The sequence below is a fragment of the Pseudoxanthomonas sp. z9 genome, from assembly GCF_006542425.1.
Lineage (GTDB): Bacteria > Pseudomonadota > Gammaproteobacteria > Xanthomonadales > Xanthomonadaceae > Pseudoxanthomonas_A.
This window is the reverse complement of record NZ_VFID01000007.1, coordinates 81,059-100,156: the sequence shown is the minus strand read 5'-3', so window position 1 is coordinate 100,156 and position 19,098 is coordinate 81,059. Positions and strand designations below refer to the sequence as shown.

The window sequence follows — 19,098 nt, the reverse complement described above, 5'->3', positions numbered from 1 at the left end:
GTCTTTCCGGAGGCGTTCGCGCGTGCCGGCTTACTTCAGGCCGGCGTCCTTGCGCAGGGCTTCGGCGCGATCGGTCTTTTCCCACGAGAACGCGGTGCCGGTGTGCTTCTTGCCGGCGCCGTCGAGGTAGCTGATCTCGTGCGGCTTGCGGCCGAAGTGGCCGTAGGACGCGGTGGCCTGGTACATCGGGTGGATCAGGTCCAGCATCTGGATGATGCCGTACGGACGCAGATCGAAGTGCTTGCGGATCAGCTTCTCGATCTTGTCGTCGCTGATCTTGCCGGTGCCGAAGGTGGTCACCGAGATCGAGGTCGGCTCGGCCACGCCGATGGCGTAGGAGACCTGCACCTCGCAGCGATCGGCCAGGCCGGCGGCGACCACGTTCTTGGCGACGTAGCGCGCGGCGTAGGCGGCGGAGCGATCCACCTTGGACGGATCCTTGCCCGAGAACGCGCCGCCACCGTGGCGGGCCCAGCCGCCGTAGGTGTCGACGATGATCTTGCGGCCGGTCAGGCCGCAGTCGCCCACCGGGCCGCCGATGACGAACTTGCCGGTCGGGTTGATGTGGAACTTGGTGCCCTTGTGCAGCCACTTGGCCGGCAGCACCGGCTTGAGGATGTGCTCGCGCACGGCCTCGACCAGATCCTTCTGCTTGACGTCCGGATCATGCTGGGTGGACAGCACCACCGCGTCGATCGCCACGGCCTTGCCGTTTTCGTAGCGCAGGGTGACCTGGCTCTTGGCGTCCGGGCGCAGCCACGGCAGCGGCGAGTTCTTCTTCTTGCGGACCTTGGCCTGCTGCTCGACCAGGCGGTGCGACAGGTGGATCGCCGCCGGCATGTAGCTGTCGGTCTCGTTGGTGGCGTAGCCGAACATCAGGCCCTGGTCGCCCGCGCCCTGTTCTTCCGGCTTCTTGCGGTCGACGCCCTGGTTGATGTCCGGGGACTGCTTGCCGATCAGGTTGAGCACGCCGCAGGTGGCGCCGTCGAAGCCGACGTCGCTGCTGTCGTAGCCGATGTCCAGGATCACCTTGCGGGTCAGCGCTTCCAGATCGATCCACGCCGAGGTGGTGATCTCGCCGGCCACGATGGCCACGCCGGTCTTGACCAGCGTTTCGCAAGCCACGCGAGCGCGCTTGTCCTGGGCCAGGATGGCGTCCAGCACGGCGTCGGAAATCTGGTCGGCGATCTTGTCCGGATGGCCTTCGGAGACCGATTCGGACGTGAACAGGTAGTTGGACATCGGGCTTATATCCCTGTATTCGGATGAAAAGATGGGCGCGAATGATACACGCGCCGGGCGGTGCGTGCATTCTGCGCCGTTCAGGATGGTCCTTGCGTTAAGCCGGGGCCGTCCCGGGCTGTCATGCAACCGCCACGCCGCTGCCATCGGGCTGTCGCGCGGCGGGCGCAGGCTGCGCGGCGAAACCCGCCGACCCCGGCCGGATCCGAGCGACCATGCGCCCGCTGGAACAGCAGATTGCCGAACGCTACCCCCACTGGTTCCGTGGCCGTCGCGCCGGCCTGACCCGGCCGCTGCTGCGTACCCTGGGCCGCTGGTCGCGGCTGGACCAGGCCTACGCCTTTCTGGCCGGGCACGCCCATCTGCGCGACTTCGCCTTCCTGCAGGCGGCCATCGACTTCCTCAACCTGCGCTACTCGGTCGATGCGGCCGAGCGCGCGCGGGTGCCGGCGACCGGGCGCCTGCTGATCGTCGCCAACCATCCCTCCGGCGCGCTGGACGCGATGGCCTTGCTGGATTTCGTCGGCGGCATCCGCCGCGACGTGAGGATCGTCGCCAACGACCTGCTGACCAGCATCGACAACCTGTCCGGCCTGCTGCTGCCGGTGCGGATCCTGGGGGGCAATCCCCGCCCGGAGAGCATCCGCGCGGTCGAGCAGGCGCTGGAAGCGGAACAGTGCGTCATCGTGTTCCCGGCCGGCGAGGTCTCGCGGCTGGGACCGCGCGGCATCACCGACACCCGCTGGCGGCGCGGCTTCCTGCGCTTCGCCCGCAGCACCGGCACGCCGGTCCTGCCGATCCGGGTGCAGGCGCGCAATTCCGCGTTCTTCTATGGCGCCTCCGCGCTGTTCAAGCCGGCCGGCACCGCCCTGCTGGCGCGCGAGATGTTCAAGCGCAGCCAGCGCCGCATCGCCTTGCGGGTCGGCACGCCGATGACCATCGCCGCCGACGAGGACAGCCAGACCGCGCTGCAACGGGTACGCCGCGCGCTGTACGCGCTGGGTCGCCGCGAGGCGCAGCGCAACGAAGCGGCAGCGCCCGAGCCGCTGGTGCCACCGGTGGATCCGGCCCGCCTGGCCGTCGCGGTCGACGCGCTGGAAAGACTGGGCCGCACCACCGACGGCAAGCGCATCTGCGTGGGCCGGCTGGCCCCGGATTCACCGGTGCTGCGTGAAATCGGCCGCCTGCGCGAGCTGACCTTCCGCGAAGTGGGCGAGGGCACCGGCAAGCGCCTGGACGTGGATCCCTACGACGCCTGGTACGAGCACATCGTGCTATGGGATGAACAGGCGCGGAAGATCGCCGGCGCCTACCGCATCGCGCGCGGCGCGCCGGTGCTGGCCGGGCACGGCCTGAAGGGCCTGTATACCGCCTCGCTGTTCCGCTATGCCGACGATGCGTTGCCGCGCATCGCCGAGGGCATGGAACTGGGGCGCAGCTTCGTCGTCCCGGAGTACTGGGGCAGCCGCAGCATCGACTACCTTTGGCAGGGCATCGGCGCCTACCTGTGCCGGCACCCGCGGGTGCGCTACCTGTTCGGTGCGGTGTCGATGAGCGCGGCGCTGCCGCGTGATGCGCGCGAGCAGATCGTTTCCTACTACGCCCGCTACTACGGCGTGGACAGCCGCGACGCGGTGTCGCGGCATCCGTTCCGCTATTCGGCCGCGCCGCCGAGCTACGGCGGGATGGACGCCGATACCGCGTTCCGCGTGCTCAAGGCCAACCTGGACGCGCTCGGCGCCAGCGTGCCGATGCTGTACAAGCAATACACGGACCTGTGCGAACCCGGCGGCGCGCGCTTCCTCGCCTTCGGCGTGGATCCGGCCTTCTGCGATTCCATCGACGGTTTGATCGAAGTGGATCTGCATCGTATCCGGCCAAAGAAGCGGGCGCGCTACCTGCAGCCGTCCGCCGAGGCGGTGCCGGCATGAGCCCGCAGGCCGTCGACGCGGGCATCCGGCGGGCGGTCTTCGTTTCCGATGTCCATCTGGGTTCCAAGCATTGCCACGCCGCCGAGTTCGCCGATTTCCTGGCGACCCTGCGCTGCCGCCGCCTGTATCTGGTGGGCGACATCGTCGATTTGTGGTGGATGGCGCAACGCCGCGCCAACTGGGATGCCGCCCACAATCGGGTGATCGAACAATTGCATGCGCTGGCACGCAACGGCACCGAGCTGATCTACGTGCCCGGCAACCACGACCGTCCGATCCGCCGTTTCTGCGGGCTGATGCTGCCGGCGATGCAGGTGCGCCGCCGCGCCATCCACGTGACCGCCGATGGCCGCCGGCTGCTGGTCACGCACGGCGACGATTACGACGGCATCACCCACTTCGGCGGGCTGCAGGAAAAGTTCGGCGACTGGCTGTACTACCGCATCCTCACCGGCAACCGCCTGACCAACCGCATCCGCCGTCGGCTGGGCCTGCGCTACTGGTCGCTGGCCGAGTACCTCAAGCGCCAGAGCGACGCGGCCGAGCGCTACATCGGCCGCTTCGTGCAGGCGGGCCTGGACGATGCGCGCCGTCGCGGCCTGGACGGCATCCTCTGCGGTCACATCCATCGCGCGGCGTTGTTGCAGCGCGACGGCCTGGTGTACGCCAACGACGGCGACTGGGTGGAAAGCCTGACCGCGCTCAGCGAGGAAGCCGACGGCACGCTGCGCCTGCTGTCGCATACTGGACAGGTGCTGGGCGAGATTCCACCGCGCCTGCGGCTGGTGGCGCTGGAGCGGCCGGAAGCGAAGGCGGCCTGATAGCCGGGTTGGTTTCAGCGCGAAAAGCAAATCCCCCGTCGCCCGCTGTGCGGCCGCCCGCCCCCTTTTCCAAAGGGGGCATGAAAAGCAGCCCCCTTTTTGATTAAGGAACCACCTCCCCCTTTGAAAAAGGGGGACCGAGGGGGATTGGCCTTTGCCAGATCACCCGCCAACCAACTGCTAGCATCCCGCCATGGATTCCCTCTCCCAGATCGTCCTCGGCGGCGCCATCGCCGCCGCCATCGCACCCGCCGGCCATCGACGCGCGGCCCTGCTGGCCGGTGCGGCGCTCGGCACGTTGCCCGACCTCGACAGCCTGCCGATCCTGTTGCTCACCGATGATCCGGTGGCCTTGATGACGATGCACCGCAGCTTCAGCCATTCGCTGTTCGTGCTGCCGTGGGTGGGCTGGCTGATCTGGTGGCTGTGCAAGCGACGCAACGGCCGCGTCGCGCAGGCGCCAGCGCGCTGGTTCTGGGCGATCCAGCTGGCCCTGATTACCCATCCGCTGCTGGACGCGTTCACCGTCTACGGCACCCAGCTGTGGTGGCCGCTGCAACCGCATCCGACGATGTGGTCGAGCGTCTTCATCATCGATCCGCTGTACACGATCTGGCTGCTGATCGCCTGCGTGCTGGCGTGGTGGTGGTGCGACCGGGTCGCCGCTCGGCGCGCATTGCTGGCCGGACTGGTGCTGAGCAGCGCCTACCTGGGCTGGTCGCTGCTGGCCAAGGCCCAGGTCGACCGGGTCGCCGAACGCTCGCTGGCGGCGATGGGGTTGGGCGATGCGCCGTACTTCAGCGTGCCCATGCCATTCAACACGCTGCTGTGGCGGGTGGTGGCGATGACGCCGTCCGGCTACGTGGAGGCGGAGTATTCGATTGCCTCGGATCGCGGTCCGATGAACTTCCGCGGCTATCCCTCCAACGTCCAGGCCCTGGCCGAAGCCCGCGGGATTCCCGCGGTGCAACGCCTGCAATGGTTCAACCGCGGCTTCATGCGCGCGCGGGTACGGGACGACGGCGTGCTGGTGCTGTCGGATCTGCGGATGGGGCTGGAGCCGGACTACAACTTCAGTTTCGAGGTCGCGCGACGGCAGGGGGGCGGTTGGCAGCCGATGCCGCCGGTGCAGCAGCCCTGGCAGGCGCCGATATCCGGCTGGCGCGGGCTGCGGACGCTGCTGGCGGCGATGTGGCATCGCATCTGGCATGCCGATGCGCGCACCCTGCGCAGCGTCATCGTGGAGGAACCGCCGGCGGAGGCCGCGGTTCCGGGAGCACCGTGAGTGAAACGATACCGATAGTACGGGCAATCAGTAGACGGTCGCGCTGGCCTGCACGAACGCGTAGAAGAACACCGCGTTCGGATCGTTCTGCACGTCGTTCATTTCGCGACGCATGCCCTCGACCACGTCCGGGGTGACCCGGCCCGCCTCCAGCAACTGCTCGGACGCCGACAGCAGCAGTTCCTCCCAGAACGCGATCATGGTCTTGCGCCGCGCCGGTTCGCGGTTGTCGAAATGGAAGGTCTTGATCTCCGTCTGCACGTCGCGGAAACCGCCAGCCAGCAGCAGGTTGCCGAGCTTGGCGCCGACGAACGGATCCCCGCCGTTGTCGTACTGGAAATCGTTGAACGCCATCCAATAGCGCCACACGTTGGGCGAGTACGGATGCAGCAGGAACGAGGAGTTCATCACCTCGGTGACGTAGACCGGCGAGCCGGGCGCGAGCACGCGGCGCACCTCGTTGAGCACCCGCTGCGGCGAGGGCACGTGTTCCAGCACCCAGCACAGGAACGCGGCATCGAAGGTGCGCGGTTCGAACGGCAGGTTGGTGGCATCGGCCTGGTGCAGCTCGTAGCGTTCGCGGCACCAGGGCATCTGGGCCAGATTGCGGCGCGCGGCTTCCAGTTGCAGCGAATTCAGGTCCACGCAGGTCACGTGGATGTCGGGGAACCGCCGCAGCAGGATTTCGGTCTGCGCGCCGACTCCGCTGCCGACTTCCAGCACACGCCGCACGCCGGTGTAGTCGATGCGGCTGAAGATGGTGGATTCGGCCAGCCGTGCCTGCTTCATCAGGCGGGCCTGCTCCACCGGCGAGAAACCGTGCAGGTACGCGGGAGACGGGGATTCGCTCATGGCACGGCTCCGGTCAGGCGGCGGCGGGCAGCTCCGGGACGACGCCCGCGATCAGGGCGTCGAAGTAATCGGTGGTCAGCGCGATCTGCGCTTCGGCGGTTTCGGCGCGGTTGACCACCGCGCGGAAGGCGGCGTTCTCGGGACGATCCTTTGCATACCAGCCCAGGTGCTTGCGGGCGATGCGCACGCCCTGCGCCTCGCCGTAGAACCCATGCAGCGCATGCAGATGGCCGAGCAGGACATCACGGACTTCCGACAGCGCGGGTGCGGGCAGGAGATCGCCGGTGGCGAGGAAATGCGCCACCTCGCGGAAGATCCAGGGCCGGCCCTGGGCGGCGCGGCCGATCATCACCGCGTCCGCGCCGGTGGCCTTCAGTACCGCCGCGGCCTTGTGCGGCGAATCGACGTCGCCGTTGGCGAACACCGGAATGCGCAGTTCGGCCTTGATCGCGGCGATGGTCGCGTACTCGGCCTGGCCGGTGTAGTGCTGGTCGCGGGTGCGACCATGCACCGCCAGCGCGGCGATGCCGCTGGCCTCGGCGATGCGCGCGATCACCGGACCGTTGCGGTGATCGCAATCCCAGCCGGTGCGGATCTTCAGGGTGACCGGTACTTCGACCGCGCCGACCACCGCTTCCAGTATTCGCGCCACCAGCGATTCGTCGCGCATCAGCGCCGAGCCGGCCCAGGCGTTGCAGACCTTCTTGGCCGGGCAACCCATGTTGATATCGATGATCTGGGCGCCGTGATCGACGTTGTAGCGTGCGGCCTCGGCCAGCTGGCGCGGCTCGGTGCCGGCGATCTGGACGCTGATCGGCGCCGGTTCGCCGTCATGATCCATGCGCCGGCGCGATTTGTCGGTGTTCCAGAAGCGCGGGTCGCTGATGGTCATTTCCGACACCGCCAGCCCGGCGCCCAGCCGCTTGCACAGCTGCCGGAACGGCTTGTCGGTGACCCCGGCCATGGGAGCCAGGATCACCGGGGTATCGATGCGGTGCGGGCCGATCTGCATGCCGGCCATTTTACCCGTCGCGGGGGCAGCGGGCGCGGCCCGGTCCGGACCGCATCGCGCGGAGCGGGGTCAGGCCGTCTCGTCGACGACCTGGGCGTCCCCGGCATGGTTCTTCACCGAACCGATGCCGTTGTCGCGGCTGGATTCGGATTCGTACATTTCGCTGGTGCCGATGACCTGGCCGTTGCCCGCCAGCAGGTTGAAGTAGAACTTGTTGTTGGTGGACAGCTTGCGCTCGTAGCGGCCGTCATCGGTGCTGTTCTTCTTCACCGAATCGATGCCGTTCCTGCAGCCGGACTTGTCGGCGTAGCCCTGGCTGCTCAGGATGACCTGGCCGTTGCCGGCCTTCAGGTTGAACTGGAAATCGCCATTGCTGCGCTTGCCGATCACGAACTTGCCTGCCATGGAGTCCTCCTTGGAAACGGGTGGCCTGGCGAGCTTAGCCGTGGCGTCTTAAGGATCCGTGACGGTACGGCGACGGCGCGCGCGCCAGAACAGGAAGCCGGTGACCAGGAAGAACGGCGGCAGCAGGCCGGACGCCGCCACCGCCCATTGCCACGGCCAGCCGCCGATGAAGCCGCCGTGCAGCGGATACATGGCCTCGTCGATGCGCGCGCCCACGCCCTGGCGGGTGGCGGTATGGACCTGGACCACGCGGGCGGCGTAGGGATCCAGCCAGACCTGGCTGCGGCCATTCGGGTGCCATTCGCCGACGGCGCGGTAGCGGATCGTGACCAGCGCGTCCTTTTCGTCCGGTGGCGAAATGCGCCGCAGCTCGCCGCCCTCCACCGCCGCTTGCGCGGCACGCAGGATCGCCGCCCAGTCGACATCGGCTTCGCGCGGGGCCATCGGCAGCGGCGGCACCACCTCGGGGCCGTCGTCGAAACTCCAGCGCAGCGCGGGGCGGGCCACGTCGTGATAGACAATCGCCACCCCGGTCACCGTCGCCAGCAGCAGCAACGGCAACAGCAGCGCGCCGGTGCTGCGGTGCCAGCTCAGCCAGCGCCGGGTCGGCGGACCGGCGTGCCAGCGCAGGCTGGCCGCCAGCGCCCCCTTGCGTGGCCACCACAGGTACAGCCCGGACAGCAGCAGGAAGATCGCGATCAGCCCGCAGATGCCGAGCAGGTCCTCACCGGTCTCACCGTACAGCAGATGGGTGTGCAGTTCGCGCAGCCACAGCACCGGATCGTTGTCGGCGTTGCGGACCAGCATCAGTTCGCCGCTGGCCGGATCGAAGTAGCGACGTTCGCCGTCCGGAAAATACGCCTGCCAGACCGGCAGGCGCGCACCGGGAATGTCCGCCGAGCGAAGTCCACGCGGCTGCCATTCGGCCAGCAGGCGCGTGAACGCCTTCGCCTGCGCATCCGCGTCCGGTAGCGGTTTTCGTGTCCATTCCGGGTGCTGGGCGAGCAGGATTTCCCGCTGGAAGGTCAGCACCGTGCCGCTCAGCGCGACCAGCGCGAACACCGTGCCGACGATCAGCCCCAGCCACAGGTGCAGCCACTTCAGCGCGCCGCGAACGCGATGGCGTGGCGGCGTGGAAGGAGACCTGGCCTGGCGGTGCGGCATGCGGGGCGTTGTGATCGTTGCGGCTTAGAAGCGATGCGCCCAGCTCAGCGACAGCACCCGTCCGCGCCCGGCGACATAGGTGTCCTCGCGCGGCGTGCTCTGCGAGTAGTAGGTCACGTACTGCTCGTTGAACAGGTTCTCGATGCCGACGCTGAGCGTGCCGACCGGCAGGCGGAAGCGGCTGAGCAGATCCACGGTGGTGTAGCCGTCGAAGCGGGTATTGGGGTTGGTGACGCCGCGCAAAGCGAAGCTGCGATCCTGCGAGCGGCTGGCCTGCAGGCGCAGATCGGCCGACGGCGTCACCGGCACTTCCCAGAACGCGGTCCAGCGGTCGGGGCTGACGTTCACGCCCGGCAGATCGCTGTCCACGCGGTTGTCGCGATCGCTGTCATAGCGGCCTTCGCTGCGTGCGTATGCCACGCCGGCGCGCATGCCGTTCTGCGCCTGGTAGGCGACGCTGCCGTCGATGCCCTTGATCTCGGTACGCTCGCGCGCGACCTTGTAGGTGCGGGTGGCGGTATCGTAGTTCAGGCGCGCGCCGAGATCCGAGTCGGACCAGTACGCTGCCAGATGCACCAGCCAGCGGCCGTCGTCGTAATCCAGGCCGATTTCCTGGTTGTCGGCGATCACCGGCTGCAGATCGACGAGGTTGGCGACGCGCTGGTCGGGCGCGGTGATGCCGCGCAGGACGCGGCCGATGTCGGCGACGGTGTAGCCCTCCGAATACGAGGCGTACAGCTTCAACGAATCGGTGACTTCCCAGACGATGCCGGCGTTGGGCATGGTCTCGCGGGTTTCCGGTTCGCCGCCGGCGACGAAATAACGGGTGCCGCGGACGCCCGGCGGGTTGGTGCGCTGATCCGGAACCGTCAGGTAGTCGTCCACCTTCAGCTTGCCGCGCTCGTGGCGCAGGCCGGCGGTGAACATCAGCGATTCGGTCATCCACCACTCGGCCTGCACGAACGGCGACCAGGATTCGTAGATGGTTTCCGGCACCCAGGCCATGCGCGCGCGCACCAGTTCCTGCTGGGTCTTGTCGCGGGCAATGTCCAGGCCCAGGGTCACCCGCAGGTTCTGGTCGAACAGGTTGCCGCGCGACCAGCTGAACTTGCCGCCCAGCTTCTCGGACAGGTTCTGCGACTGATCGAACCAGTGCAGGTCGCGGCCGTCGCCCCAGAAGTCCTCCCAGTCGGTGCCGCCGTAGCGGCCCTTGAAGTCCACCCAGTACAACTGCGCCTGCAGGTAGCCGCCGGCCAGGTCCTTGTCGGTGTAGTCCACGCTCAGCGAGGTGGACAGGTTGCGGGTGCCCTCGCCGGGCTTGCTGCCGCGCACCGAGGTCGCCAGCTGGCCGGTGGCCGGATTGCCGTTCACCGTCACGTAGTCGTTGTTGCCCACCAGCTCGTAGCGGTTGGCGCTGAGCTGCAGGCGACGGTTCTCGTCGATGTTCCAGCCGGCCTTGGCGAACAGGTTGTGGCTGCGCGCGTCCATCAGGTCGCCCTGCACGTCGTTGACCGCGATCGCGCGGCCGTCGCCGTCGTAGTACAGCCCTTCGCTGGCGTAGGAGGTGCCGCCGACGAAATCGAACGCGCCTTCGCGCATGCCGAACACGTAGGAGGCGCGGTAGCCGGTGCTGTCGCTCTCGTGCGGCAGCGCGGTGCTGGCGCCCACGGAAACATCGTGGAAGCGATCGCCATCCTTGCGCGGCGCGCGCTTGGTGATGATGTTGATGATGCCGCCGGAAGCCCCCAGGCCCTGCATCGCGTTGGCGCCGTGGATGACTTCGATGCGTTCGATCATCGCCGGGTCGATGGTATGGCCGTCACGGCCGCCTTCGCGCAGCGGGGTGGACTGCGGCACGCCGTCCACCAGGTACAGCGGCTTGCGGCCGCGCAGGTTCTCGCCGGCATTGGTCAGCTTCTGCCGGGAGGGCGTGAACGAGGGAATCAGGTTGGCCAGCACCTGCGACAGGTCCTGGGTCAGCGCCAGCTGCTGGTCGAGCTGGACCTTGTCGATCACGGTGATGGTGTTGGGCAGCGCGGCGGCGGAGTCGGGAATGCGACTGGTGCTGGCCGAAACGCTGACGCGGTCGAGTTCGACCGGTGCGTCGATGGCGCCAGCCTGGGCGTACGCGAGGGTGGGGAGAGCGGCCAGCAGGGCGGCTGCCAGCAGATGGGGGCGATGGGAATGCATGGGGGTGGGGTGGAATGAAATCCGTGGCATTGTAAATGAGAAACGTTATCGGTACGAGCGCGTGCCCCGGTTCCGGAATGACGTGGCGTCCCGGCTTTTAGGACCTTTCCGATGGTCCCTGATGCGACCGGCGTGGTCTTGTCCAGAGGCGCGCCGGGAGGGGGATTCCACGGCGCATCGCCTGGAGTCCTCGCCATCCCATGAACCGCTGGAACATAGACATAGAACCGAACACGACGTCCGACGGCGCCGGATCGCTTCCGCCGGGCGCCCCCAGGGCGTCCCACAACCCTGCCTCGCCCTTCGCCACCGCGCAGGAACCGAGGCTCAACGAAGCCGCGCTGACCGCGATGGCGGGAGCGCGCCAGACCTTCTTCGCCGGCCTGGGCAACGTCAGGCCGTATCCGCTGCCGCCGCCCCGGCATCCGGTGTTCACCCGCGGTCCGGTCTGGCCGGCACTGCGCCAGTCCTGGCGGGTGATCCAGCGTCCCGACACGACATTGATCTTCAGCGATGGGCTTTCCGATCCCTTTGATCCCTTCGATCCGGGCAATCCCCTGGACGCCGCCGGTGCCGGCACGACCACGGCCGGTCTGGGTATCGAGGTCTACGCCGAAGCGCGCGGCGCGCTGGCCGATCCGGGAACCTCCTGGTTGTTCGAGCTCGTCCACCAGGTCAGCCAGAACGCGGTGGCCCATGGCGGCTTCCTTTCGCTGCTGCGCGCGCAGGGCGCCTTCAGCCTGCAGATGAAGGCGACGGGATTGCCGGATGGCTGGCTTTCCGCCGCCGGGCTGGTGACGGTCCTGGTCGGCGTACGCGCCGCCACGATTCCCGCCGCATTCCCGACGCCGCGTGGACGGGTCAGCACGATCGCGTTGACGATGGTCCCGGCTTCACTGCGGCTGGCCCTGGATCATGAGGAAGGCGGCTTCGCCGCCCAGGTGCACGGACTGGCAGAACAACTGGGCAATACCCGGGACGGGCATCTCAACGACCCTGCCACCGCCGGCGGGAGGTCCGCATGAAACGCGGGACCGGTTTCGCCGCGCGCGTGGCCGCGGCCTTTCCGGCGGTCAATCCGCTGCCGCCGCTGCTTTGGCATGCGCTGGACTGGCTGGATTTGAACGGCTTCGTCGGCGGCGGAAAAAGCGGAAACGTCGCGCGTCTTTACCCCGGCGCGGAACCCGGATCGTCCGTGATCACCCTGAAAGTGCCCAGGATCGAGGACACCCGGGCCTGGACGCGCAGCGATCAGGCCGCCGTCAACGATCGCCTGGTGCTGTTCGTCGACACCGGACTGGATGGTTCCCGGGCCGGCCTGTGGCTGGACGACCATGGCCACCAGCGGCTGGTTCATGTCGGTGCCCCCGAGGGACCCGCGCTGCTGTGCGAACTGGCCGACGACCCGATGCATCTGCTGCGCCTGCTGGCCCTGGGTTATCCGGAGCTGTCGGCACCGGACTATTTCGCGATGGCGCCGGCCGAGGCGTATGCCATGGGCTATGGCCCGGCGGAAGACTATCGGCCTCCGCTGAGATTCCGCGCCCTTGTCGAACGCGATCTGGATCTGGACGTCCCGGCGACCGCGTCGATCATCGTCAGGCGGATTGCCAGCCTGCACGATCATCAATCCGATGATCGCTTCTGGCGCTGGCTGGCCGGAGCCCGAGCACGGATCGGACAGGCGTGACGGCCACGGTCGCAGCCGACGCCGTATGAATCAGTCGCCGAAGCGCGCCTGCACATCCGCCCGCGTGGGCATGGCCAATGCCGCGCCCGCGCGTTCGGTGGACAGCGCGGCATAACGGTTGGCGAAGCGCACATGCTCGGCGAACGCGGCGTCCGGCGCATGCACCAGCGACGCGGCCAGCGCACCGTTGAAGGCATCGCCCGCGCCGGTGGTGTCGATCGCGGTCACCGACTCGGCCGGATGCCGATAGAACATCCTGGCATCGCCGCGTTGCTGCTCCTCGGCGTGCGAGACGAACACGCCGGTGGCGCCGAGGGTGATGACCACCGTGCCGCGCGGAAGCACTTCACGGCACAGCGCGTGCAGGCGCTGGCCGTCCAGCGCGGCCACATCCTCCGGCGCCACCCGTTCGCCGACGTGGCGGGCGAGCAGGGCGGCGAACTCGGTTTCGTTGGGCGTCAGCACGTCGGCCAGCGACAGCAGTTCGACCGTGGTCGCGGAGTTGGCCGGGGCAGGGTTGAGCAGCGTGGGCACCCCGTGCCCGCGCGCGGCGCGCAGGGCGGCCAGCACGCTGTCCAGCGGCGATTCCAGTTGCACCAGCAACGCGCCGGCGCCGGTGATCGCATCGCGCTGCGTCTCGACGAAATCGACCGACAGATCGGCATTGGCGCCCGCGCCGATCACGATGGTGTTGCGCCCCATCGCATCGACGTAGATGCCGGCGGTGCCGGTCGGCTCGGCCGATGCCTGCGCGATCAATGCCAGGCCGTTGTCCGTGGCCAGGCCGCGGGCCAGTTGTCCGCCGGCGTCATCGCCCAGCGCACAGACGAAGCGCGTGTCCGCGCCCGCGCGCACCGAGGCGATGGCCTGGTTGAAGCCCTTGCCGCCGGGGCCGGTGTCGTAGCGGCCGGCGATGGTGGCGCCGGGTGCCGGCAACTGATCGCAGCGCCAGACGTGATCGACATTGAAGGAACCGACGAGGGTGACGCTGGACATGGAGGTGATCAGGTTTTTTCGGGCGGGGCGGTTGCCCGCCGGAGCGCATCGTCTCCGGCGGTGTGTGATAACGGAAAGCGGCGATCAGCCGAAGTGGGTCAGCACGCCGGCAATCGTCGCGGTCATGAAGGTGGCGATGGATCCACCCAGCACCGCGCGCAGGCCGAAGCGGGCCAGGTCGGCGCGCCGCTCCGGCGCGAGGCCGCCAATGCCGCCGATCTGGATCGCGATCGAGCTGAAGTTGGCGAAGCCGCACAGCGCGTAGGTCGCGATCAGGCGGCCTTCGTCGCTCAGCATCATGCCCGGCACCTGGCCATTCACGACCTTGGCCAGTTCGGTATAGGCGACGAATTCGTTGATCACGACCTTCTGGCCAATCAGCGAACCCACGGTGGTGGCGTCCGCCCATGGCGTGCCGATCACCCAGGCGATCGGGGCCAGCAGGTAACCCAGCAGGGTGGACAGGCTGGTCGGCTTGCCCAACATCGCCTGCAGGCCGCTGATTTCGCCCAGCCAGGTCAGCGGTGCGTTGAGCAGCGCGATCAGGGCGATGAAGGCCAGCAGCATCGCGCCGATGTTCAGCGCCAGGCGCAGGCCGTCGCCGGCACCGGCCGCGGCCGCATCGATGACGTTGCTGGTGGTCTTCTCCACTTCCATCTTCACCGTGCCGCGGGTCAGCGGCGTGCCGGTTTCCGGGATCAGCAGCTTGGCCACGACGAGGGTGGCGGGCGCGGCCATGATCGAGGCCGCCAGCAGGTGCTTGGCATAGAACGCCTGTTGCACCGGATCGCTGCCGCCCAGCATGCCCACGTAGGCCGCCAGCACGCCGCCGGCGATGTGGGCCATGCCGCCGATCATCATGGTGATCAGTTCGGACTCGGTCATCCGCGGGATGTACGGGCGCACGGTCAGCGGCGCCTCGGTCTGGCCGATGAACACGCTGGCGCAGACGCTGGTGGTTTCGGCGCCGGAAACGTTCATCACCTTGGTGATGGCCCAGGCCATCGCCCGCACCACCGCCTGCATCACGCCCAGGTGGTAGAGCACGCCCATCAGTGCGGAGAAGAAGATGATGGTGGGCAGCACCTGGAAGGCGAAGATGAAGCCGACCTTGGAGGTGTCCATCAGGCCGCCGAAGATGAAGTTGGAGCCCTCGTTGACGAAGCTCAGCACGTTCACGAAGCCCTGGCCCAGCCAGTCGAACACGTCGCGCCCGCCCGGCACCAGCAACACGATGGCGGCGAAGCCGATCTGGAGCAGGATGCCGGTGAGCACCAGCCGCCAGTCGACGGAGCGGCGATTGTTCGAGAACAGCCAGGCGATACCGATCAGTACCGCCAGGCCGAACAGGCCGAAGCCGATCCGCCCCAGAGCTTCCACCATGCAATCCCCCAGACCACTAAGCGTCGTTCAAAGGCGGCAGTCTAGCAGGCCGGCCCGCCCGGCCTGCCTGAACCGGGCTGGCGCGCGCGCGTTCAGCCGATCCCGAAGCAGGCCACCCACGCGGCCAGGCCCAGGAACACCAGTGCCGCGACCGTGCGCGCCAGCTTGAGCGGCAACCGGTCGGCGAACCGGTGGCCCAGCCACACCACCGGCAGGTTGGCCACCAGCATGCCCAGGGTGGTGCCGGCAATCACCTGCCACAGGGGGTCGTAGCGGGTGCCCAGCAGCACGGTCGCGACCTGGGTCTTGTCGCCGATTTCGGCCAGGAAGAACGCGACCGTGGTCGCCACGAAGGCGCCGTAGGCCGGCAGTTTCTCTTCGTCCTCGTCCAGCTTGTCCGGCTTGAGCGTCCACAGCGCGACCGCCAGGAAGCTCGCGGCCACGCCCCAGCGCAGCACCTCCGGCGACAGCCAGCGGGTCAGTTCGGCGCCCAGCCAGGCGGAGATGGCGTGGTTGACCAGGGTGGCGGCGAGAATGCCCCAGGCGATCGGCCAGGGCTTGCGGTAGCGCGCGGCCAGCAAAAGGGCGAGGAGTTGGGTCTTGTCGCCGATCTCGGCGAGCGCGACCGTGCCGGTTGAGACCAGCAGGGCCTGGAACGACAGCAACATCAGGAACTCCGGGGCCGGGCTTCGCATGGACGCGAAGGCAAACGCACGCAGCCCGGCCCGGGTCGCGTCGCGCTTGCCTTCGGTCTTGCCCGACGAAGCCTTCGCTTCGCCTCCCGCACCATGGCGTGCCGCCAAGTGTGTTGATGCAGGGTATCCGCGCGCGGCGGACGGGCTACTCCCCGGAGGTAAGTGCGCGCATTCTAGCGGAGGCCCGCGGGCCCGGGCGTAAACTGTTCTCATTTACCCGTCCATGCGAGGCCGCCGTCCATGCAGTACCGCCGCCTGGGAAACTCCGGATTGCAGTTGTCCGCACTGTCTTTCGGCAGTTGGGTGACCTTCGGCGACCGCGTCGGTCGCGAAGGCGCGCGTGATCTGCTGGCCTGCGCGTGGGACCACGGCGTCAATTTCTTCGACAACGCCGAAAGCTATGCCCAGGGCGCATCGGAAACGGTGATGGGCCAGGCGCTGCGCGATCTGGGCCTGCCGCGCGATGGCTACTGCGTCTCCAGCAAGGTGTTCTTCGGTTCGGCCGAAACGCCTCGTCCCACCCAGCGCGGACTCTCGCGCAAGCATGTCACCGACGCCTGCCACGCGGCGCTGGCGCGTCTGCAGGTCGACTATCTGGATCTGTTCTTCTGCCATCGTCCCGATCCGGAAACGCCGATCGAGGAAACGGTCTGGGCGATGGACGCGCTGATCCGGCAGGGCAAGGTGCTGTATTGGGGCACCTCGGAGTGGCCGGCGACCCAGATCCGCGAGGCCGCCCGCGTCGCGCGCCAGCATCACCTGCACGGCCCGACCATGGAGCAGCCGCAGTACAACCTGCTGCGACGCCAGCGGGTCGAGCTCGAATACGCGCCGCTGTACGCCGAACTCGGCCTCGGCACCACCACCTGGTCGCCGTTGGGCTCCGGCCTGCTGACCGGCAAATACAACGACGGCATTCCGGACGATACCCGCCTGGGCCACGCCGGCAACGAGGAGTTGCAGCGGATGGTGATCGGCACCGCCGGTGACCGCAAGCTGGAGCGCGCGCGCCGTTTCACCGCGCTGGCGGCCGAACTCGGCGAAGCCGCGGCGCCATTGGCGATCGCGTGGTGCCTGCGCAATCCGCATGTGTCCACCGTCATCACCGGCGCCAGCCGGGTTGGGCAACTGCAACAGAATCTGACCGCCAGCGATCTGGCGCAACGCTACGACGAAACCGTCTGGGAACGACTCGGCGCCGCCGCCAGCTGACGAAATCCGGATCTCGCCCCCTCCCCCGTTCACGGGGGAGGGCCGGGGTGGGGGCAAACCGGAGCCACTGATCCCGACGCTCCAATCAGCCATCAAACGCCCCACACAAAACCACCACAACACATGACCAACGACACGGCGTGACTCCCGGCAGGGGAGTCCGTGAGGCGCAGATGCCGATACTGCGGCCCTAACCGCAGGAGCGGCCATGACCTACGCAATCCGGACCTTCGATCTGCAACGCCGCTTTCCCGGCGGCTTCGGCGTGCAGTCGCTCAACCTGCATGTGCCGGCGGGCACCGTTTACGGCTTCCTGGGGCCGAACGGCGCCGGCAAGACGACCACGGTGCGCTTGTTGCTGGGCCTGCTGCATCCGGATCGCGGACGGGTGGAACTGTTCGGCCAGCCGCTCGCGCGCGATGACCGGCGGGTACTGTCGCGGGGGGGCGCGCTGGTGGAATCCCCCTCGCTGTATCCTCACCTCAGCGGTCGGCAGAACCTGGAAGTCACCCGCCGCCTGCTCGATCTGCCGCGCAAGCGCATCGACGAAGTACTGGATCTGACCGGATTGCGCGACGCCGGCGATCGGCGCGTGCGCGAGTATTCGCTGGGCATGCGCCAGCGCCTGGCGCTGGCCCTCAGCCTGCTGCCTTCTCCCGGCCTGCTGATCCTCGACGAGCCCAGCAACGGCCTGGATCCCGCCGGCATCCTCGACATGCGCCGGCTGCTGCGGGAGCTTGCGCAGCAGGGCATTACCGTGTTCGTCTCCAGCCACCTGCTTGGCGAGATCGAGTTGATTGCCAGCCATGTCGGCGTGCTGCAGGCCGGGCAACTCCGCTTCGAAGGGCGACTGGAGGAACTGCGGTCACGCGCGCGCCCACGCCTGCAGATCCGCTGCGACGATCCCGCGATGGCCGCCGAGGCTCTGTGCCAGGCCGGCGAGCGGATCAGCGATCTCGATGCGGAGGGATTGAAGGTCCATCTGCATCTGCGCAGCGAACAGGACATCAACCGCCTGCTGGTCGGCCGCCACATCGGCGTTTCCCATCTGGCGCGCGAGGCGGTGTCGCTGGAGTCGCTGTTCTTCACCCTCACCGGTGACCTTGCGCAGGGGCGGGCGGCATGAGCGCGATCATTCCCGCCAGCCTGCGCGCGCTGTCCGCCGAGTCGCTGAAACTGAAGGGCACGCTGGCCCTGCGCCTGTGCTTCATCGCGCCGGGGCTGGTGGTGGCGCTGTCGGTGCTGCAATTGCTGCTGAGCAAGGGCGGGCAACCGCTGGCGACACCGCTGCTGGCGTGGGAGCGCTTCATCCAGGGCGTGATGCTGCTGTGGGCATTCCTGATGCTGCCGCTGTACGTGACCCTGCAATCGGCACTCCTTGCCGGCCTGGAACACGGCGAACGCCAGTGGAAGCACCTGCTCGCGTTGCCGGTTCCGCGCAGCGCCCATTACCTGGGCAAGCTGATCATCCTGATCGGAATGGTGGCGCTGGCCACGCTGGTGCTGGCCGCACTGATTCCGCTGGGAGGATGGCTGCTGGTGCAACTGCACAATCCGCTCGGCATCGGCGGCCCGGTGCCCTGGGTCTTCCTCGGTCTGCGCGCGGCGGTCGTCCTGGCCGCGTCCGCCTGCATCATCGGCTTGCACCTGTGGATCGCGCTGCGCTGGAGCAGTTTCACCGTCGCGGTCGCGACTGGCATGACCGCCACCGTGGCCGGTTTCCTGATCGGCCAGTCGGCCCGCTTCGGACCTTGGTATCCGTGGACGCTGCCGATGCAGGTGTTCGCGGGGCAGGGCGAACTGATGGGACAGGTCGCCGTGACCGGCCTGCTGGGCGGCGTGGTCGCGGTGGCGCTGGGCCTGTGGGATTTCCTGCGGCGCGAATACCCCTGAATTCCGGCCATTGACGGATGAGGCGGAAACCCCAGTCAGGCATTGAAAAAAAGATTTGACTAGCCAATGAGAATCATTATCATTTGAGTGGCCCGACCCGGAGTCCACCACATGATCTCGAACGTCACTTCATTGCCGAACGTCGAACCCCTGTCGCTGCGCGACCGCCTGCCGCCGCGGCCAGCGGCCATCGCCGAGGACGTACTGGACAGCCACGTCCTGCTCAAGGGCCAGCGCGAAGTACTGATCCGCCATGGCGACAAGATCTATCGCCTGCGCCACACCAGCAACGACAAGCTGATCCTGACCAAGTAACACCGCCGCCGC

Annotated in this window: 18 protein-coding genes; 9 read left to right on the top strand and 9 right to left on the bottom strand. The window is 68.0% G+C overall.

The genetic code is table 11. The features are described 5' to 3' along the window. Positions 1 to 30: 30 nt before the first annotated feature. A complete protein-coding gene (metK, locus tag FG323_RS07515) occupies positions 31 to 1,242 on the bottom strand; it encodes a methionine adenosyltransferase (RefSeq protein ID WP_141453909.1) in 1,212 nt (403 codons plus the stop codon). A gap of 215 nt (positions 1,243 to 1,457) precedes the next feature. On the opposite strand from metK, the gene FG323_RS07510 reads away from it, so the two are divergent. The 3 genes from FG323_RS07510 (at position 1,458) to FG323_RS07500 (ending at position 5,279) form a co-directional block, all read left to right on the top strand. Continuing rightward, positions 1,458 to 3,173 (top strand): GNAT family N-acyltransferase, encoded by a 1,716-nt coding sequence (locus FG323_RS07510; RefSeq protein ID WP_141453908.1) that lies wholly within the window; start codon positions 1,458 to 1,460, stop codon positions 3,171 to 3,173. Next, a complete protein-coding gene (locus FG323_RS07505) occupies positions 3,170 to 3,994 on the top strand; it encodes a UDP-2,3-diacylglucosamine diphosphatase (RefSeq protein WP_141453907.1) in 825 nt (274 codons plus the stop codon). Before FG323_RS07510 ends, FG323_RS07505 begins: the two co-directional genes overlap by 4 nt. A gap of 193 nt (positions 3,995 to 4,187) precedes the next feature. Beyond that, the gene (locus FG323_RS07500; protein WP_141453906.1) at positions 4,188 to 5,279 is read left to right on the top strand and encodes a metal-dependent hydrolase; all 1,092 of its coding nucleotides are present in this window, start codon (positions 4,188 to 4,190) and stop codon (positions 5,277 to 5,279) included. A gap of 27 nt (positions 5,280 to 5,306) precedes the next feature. Here FG323_RS07500 and FG323_RS07495 read toward each other — a convergent pair whose 3' ends face one another. From FG323_RS07495 to FG323_RS07475, 5 genes are all read right to left on the bottom strand, one after another. Beyond that, a complete protein-coding gene (locus FG323_RS07495; RefSeq protein ID WP_141453905.1) occupies positions 5,307 to 6,131 on the bottom strand; it encodes a class I SAM-dependent methyltransferase in 825 nt (274 codons plus the stop codon). A 13-nt stretch (positions 6,132 to 6,144) separates the two neighbouring features. Further along, positions 6,145 to 7,143 carry a tRNA dihydrouridine synthase DusB gene (gene dusB, locus FG323_RS07490; RefSeq protein WP_141453904.1) on the bottom strand — a complete coding sequence of 333 codons (999 nt, stop codon included), beginning with the start codon at positions 7,141 to 7,143 and terminating at the stop codon, positions 6,145 to 6,147. A 69-nt stretch (positions 7,144 to 7,212) separates the two neighbouring features. Continuing rightward, a complete protein-coding gene (locus FG323_RS07485) occupies positions 7,213 to 7,548 on the bottom strand; it encodes a YegP family protein (protein WP_141453903.1) in 336 nt (111 codons plus the stop codon). Positions 7,549 to 7,596: 48 nt separating this feature from the next. Next, a complete protein-coding gene (locus tag FG323_RS07480; RefSeq protein ID WP_141453902.1) occupies positions 7,597 to 8,712 on the bottom strand; it encodes a PepSY-associated TM helix domain-containing protein in 1,116 nt (371 codons plus the stop codon). 24 nt (positions 8,713 to 8,736) lie between these two features. Beyond that, entirely contained in the window at positions 8,737 to 10,902 is a 2,166-nt protein-coding gene (locus tag FG323_RS07475; protein WP_181444120.1) for a TonB-dependent receptor, read from the bottom strand. A gap of 200 nt (positions 10,903 to 11,102) precedes the next feature. On the opposite strand from FG323_RS07475, the gene FG323_RS07470 reads away from it, so the two are divergent. Both FG323_RS07470 and FG323_RS07465 read left to right on the top strand, forming a co-directional pair. Further along, positions 11,103 to 11,927: a hypothetical protein gene (locus FG323_RS07470; protein WP_141453900.1), complete on the top strand. Its 825-nt coding sequence runs from the start codon at positions 11,103 to 11,105 to the stop codon at positions 11,925 to 11,927. After that, positions 11,924 to 12,592 (top strand): hypothetical protein, encoded by a 669-nt coding sequence (locus tag FG323_RS07465; RefSeq protein ID WP_141453899.1) that lies wholly within the window; start codon positions 11,924 to 11,926, stop codon positions 12,590 to 12,592. The genes FG323_RS07470 and FG323_RS07465 overlap by 4 nt, the downstream gene beginning before the upstream one ends. Positions 12,593 to 12,622: 30 nt before the next feature. Here FG323_RS07465 and FG323_RS07460 read toward each other — a convergent pair whose 3' ends face one another. The 3 genes from FG323_RS07460 to FG323_RS07450 form a co-directional block, all read right to left on the bottom strand. Continuing rightward, positions 12,623 to 13,588, bottom strand: a complete 966-nt coding sequence (locus FG323_RS07460; RefSeq protein WP_141453898.1) for a ribokinase — start codon at positions 13,586 to 13,588, stop codon at positions 12,623 to 12,625. Positions 13,589 to 13,672: 84 nt separating this feature from the next. Then, the gene (locus FG323_RS07455; RefSeq protein ID WP_141453897.1) at positions 13,673 to 14,971 is read right to left on the bottom strand and encodes a nucleoside transporter C-terminal domain-containing protein; all 1,299 of its coding nucleotides are present in this window, start codon (positions 14,969 to 14,971) and stop codon (positions 13,673 to 13,675) included. Positions 14,972 to 15,063: 92 nt separating this feature from the next. Continuing rightward, positions 15,064 to 15,639 carry a TMEM165/GDT1 family protein gene (locus FG323_RS07450; protein ID WP_141453896.1) on the bottom strand — a complete coding sequence of 192 codons (576 nt, stop codon included), beginning with the start codon at positions 15,637 to 15,639 and terminating at the stop codon, positions 15,064 to 15,066. Between the two features lie 267 nt (positions 15,640 to 15,906). Between FG323_RS07450 and FG323_RS07445 the strand changes: the two genes are divergently transcribed. The 4 genes from FG323_RS07445 (at position 15,907) to FG323_RS07430 (ending at position 19,086) form a co-directional block, all read left to right on the top strand. Continuing rightward, entirely contained in the window at positions 15,907 to 16,878 is a 972-nt protein-coding gene (locus FG323_RS07445; RefSeq protein ID WP_141453895.1) for an aldo/keto reductase, read from the top strand. 208 nt (positions 16,879 to 17,086) lie between these two features. Then, positions 17,087 to 18,004: an ATP-binding cassette domain-containing protein gene (locus tag FG323_RS07440; RefSeq protein WP_141453894.1), complete on the top strand. Its 918-nt coding sequence runs from the start codon at positions 17,087 to 17,089 to the stop codon at positions 18,002 to 18,004. Continuing rightward, the gene (locus FG323_RS07435) at positions 18,001 to 18,771 is read left to right on the top strand and encodes an ABC transporter permease (RefSeq protein ID WP_141453893.1); all 771 of its coding nucleotides are present in this window, start codon (positions 18,001 to 18,003) and stop codon (positions 18,769 to 18,771) included. Before FG323_RS07440 ends, FG323_RS07435 begins: the two co-directional genes overlap by 4 nt. A gap of 111 nt (positions 18,772 to 18,882) precedes the next feature. Then, positions 18,883 to 19,086, top strand: a complete 204-nt coding sequence (locus FG323_RS07430; protein ID WP_141453892.1) for a hemin uptake protein HemP — start codon at positions 18,883 to 18,885, stop codon at positions 19,084 to 19,086. Positions 19,087 to 19,098 lie beyond the last annotated feature (12 nt).

Coding starts and splice junctions, on each gene's coding strand:
- FG323_RS07475 (WP_181444120.1), bottom strand. CDS start 10,902: ATGCATTCCCATCGCCCCCATCTGCTGGCAGCCGCCCTGCTGGCCGCT.
- FG323_RS07445 (WP_141453895.1), top strand. CDS start 15,907: ATGCAGTACCGCCGCCTGGGAAACTCCGGATTGCAGTTGTCCGCACTG.
- FG323_RS07470 (WP_141453900.1), top strand. CDS start 11,103: ATGAACCGCTGGAACATAGACATAGAACCGAACACGACGTCCGACGGC.
- FG323_RS07465 (WP_141453899.1), top strand. CDS start 11,924: ATGAAACGCGGGACCGGTTTCGCCGCGCGCGTGGCCGCGGCCTTTCCG.
- FG323_RS07500 (WP_141453906.1), top strand. CDS start 4,188: ATGGATTCCCTCTCCCAGATCGTCCTCGGCGGCGCCATCGCCGCCGCC.
- FG323_RS07495 (WP_141453905.1), bottom strand. CDS start 6,131: ATGAGCGAATCCCCGTCTCCCGCGTACCTGCACGGTTTCTCGCCGGTG.
- metK (WP_141453909.1), bottom strand. CDS start 1,242: ATGTCCAACTACCTGTTCACGTCCGAATCGGTCTCCGAAGGCCATCCG.
- FG323_RS07450 (WP_141453896.1), bottom strand. CDS start 15,639: ATGTTGCTGTCGTTCCAGGCCCTGCTGGTCTCAACCGGCACGGTCGCG.
- FG323_RS07455 (WP_141453897.1), bottom strand. CDS start 14,971: ATGGTGGAAGCTCTGGGGCGGATCGGCTTCGGCCTGTTCGGCCTGGCG.
- dusB (WP_141453904.1), bottom strand. CDS start 7,143: ATGCAGATCGGCCCGCACCGCATCGATACCCCGGTGATCCTGGCTCCC.
- FG323_RS07435 (WP_141453893.1), top strand. CDS start 18,001: ATGAGCGCGATCATTCCCGCCAGCCTGCGCGCGCTGTCCGCCGAGTCG.
- FG323_RS07505 (WP_141453907.1), top strand. CDS start 3,170: ATGAGCCCGCAGGCCGTCGACGCGGGCATCCGGCGGGCGGTCTTCGTT.
- FG323_RS07460 (WP_141453898.1), bottom strand. CDS start 13,588: ATGTCCAGCGTCACCCTCGTCGGTTCCTTCAATGTCGATCACGTCTGG.
- FG323_RS07480 (WP_141453902.1), bottom strand. CDS start 8,712: ATGCCGCACCGCCAGGCCAGGTCTCCTTCCACGCCGCCACGCCATCGC.
- FG323_RS07430 (WP_141453892.1), top strand. CDS start 18,883: ATGATCTCGAACGTCACTTCATTGCCGAACGTCGAACCCCTGTCGCTG.
- FG323_RS07485 (WP_141453903.1), bottom strand. CDS start 7,548: ATGGCAGGCAAGTTCGTGATCGGCAAGCGCAGCAATGGCGATTTCCAG.
- FG323_RS07510 (WP_141453908.1), top strand. CDS start 1,458: ATGCGCCCGCTGGAACAGCAGATTGCCGAACGCTACCCCCACTGGTTC.
- FG323_RS07440 (WP_141453894.1), top strand. CDS start 17,087: ATGACCTACGCAATCCGGACCTTCGATCTGCAACGCCGCTTTCCCGGC.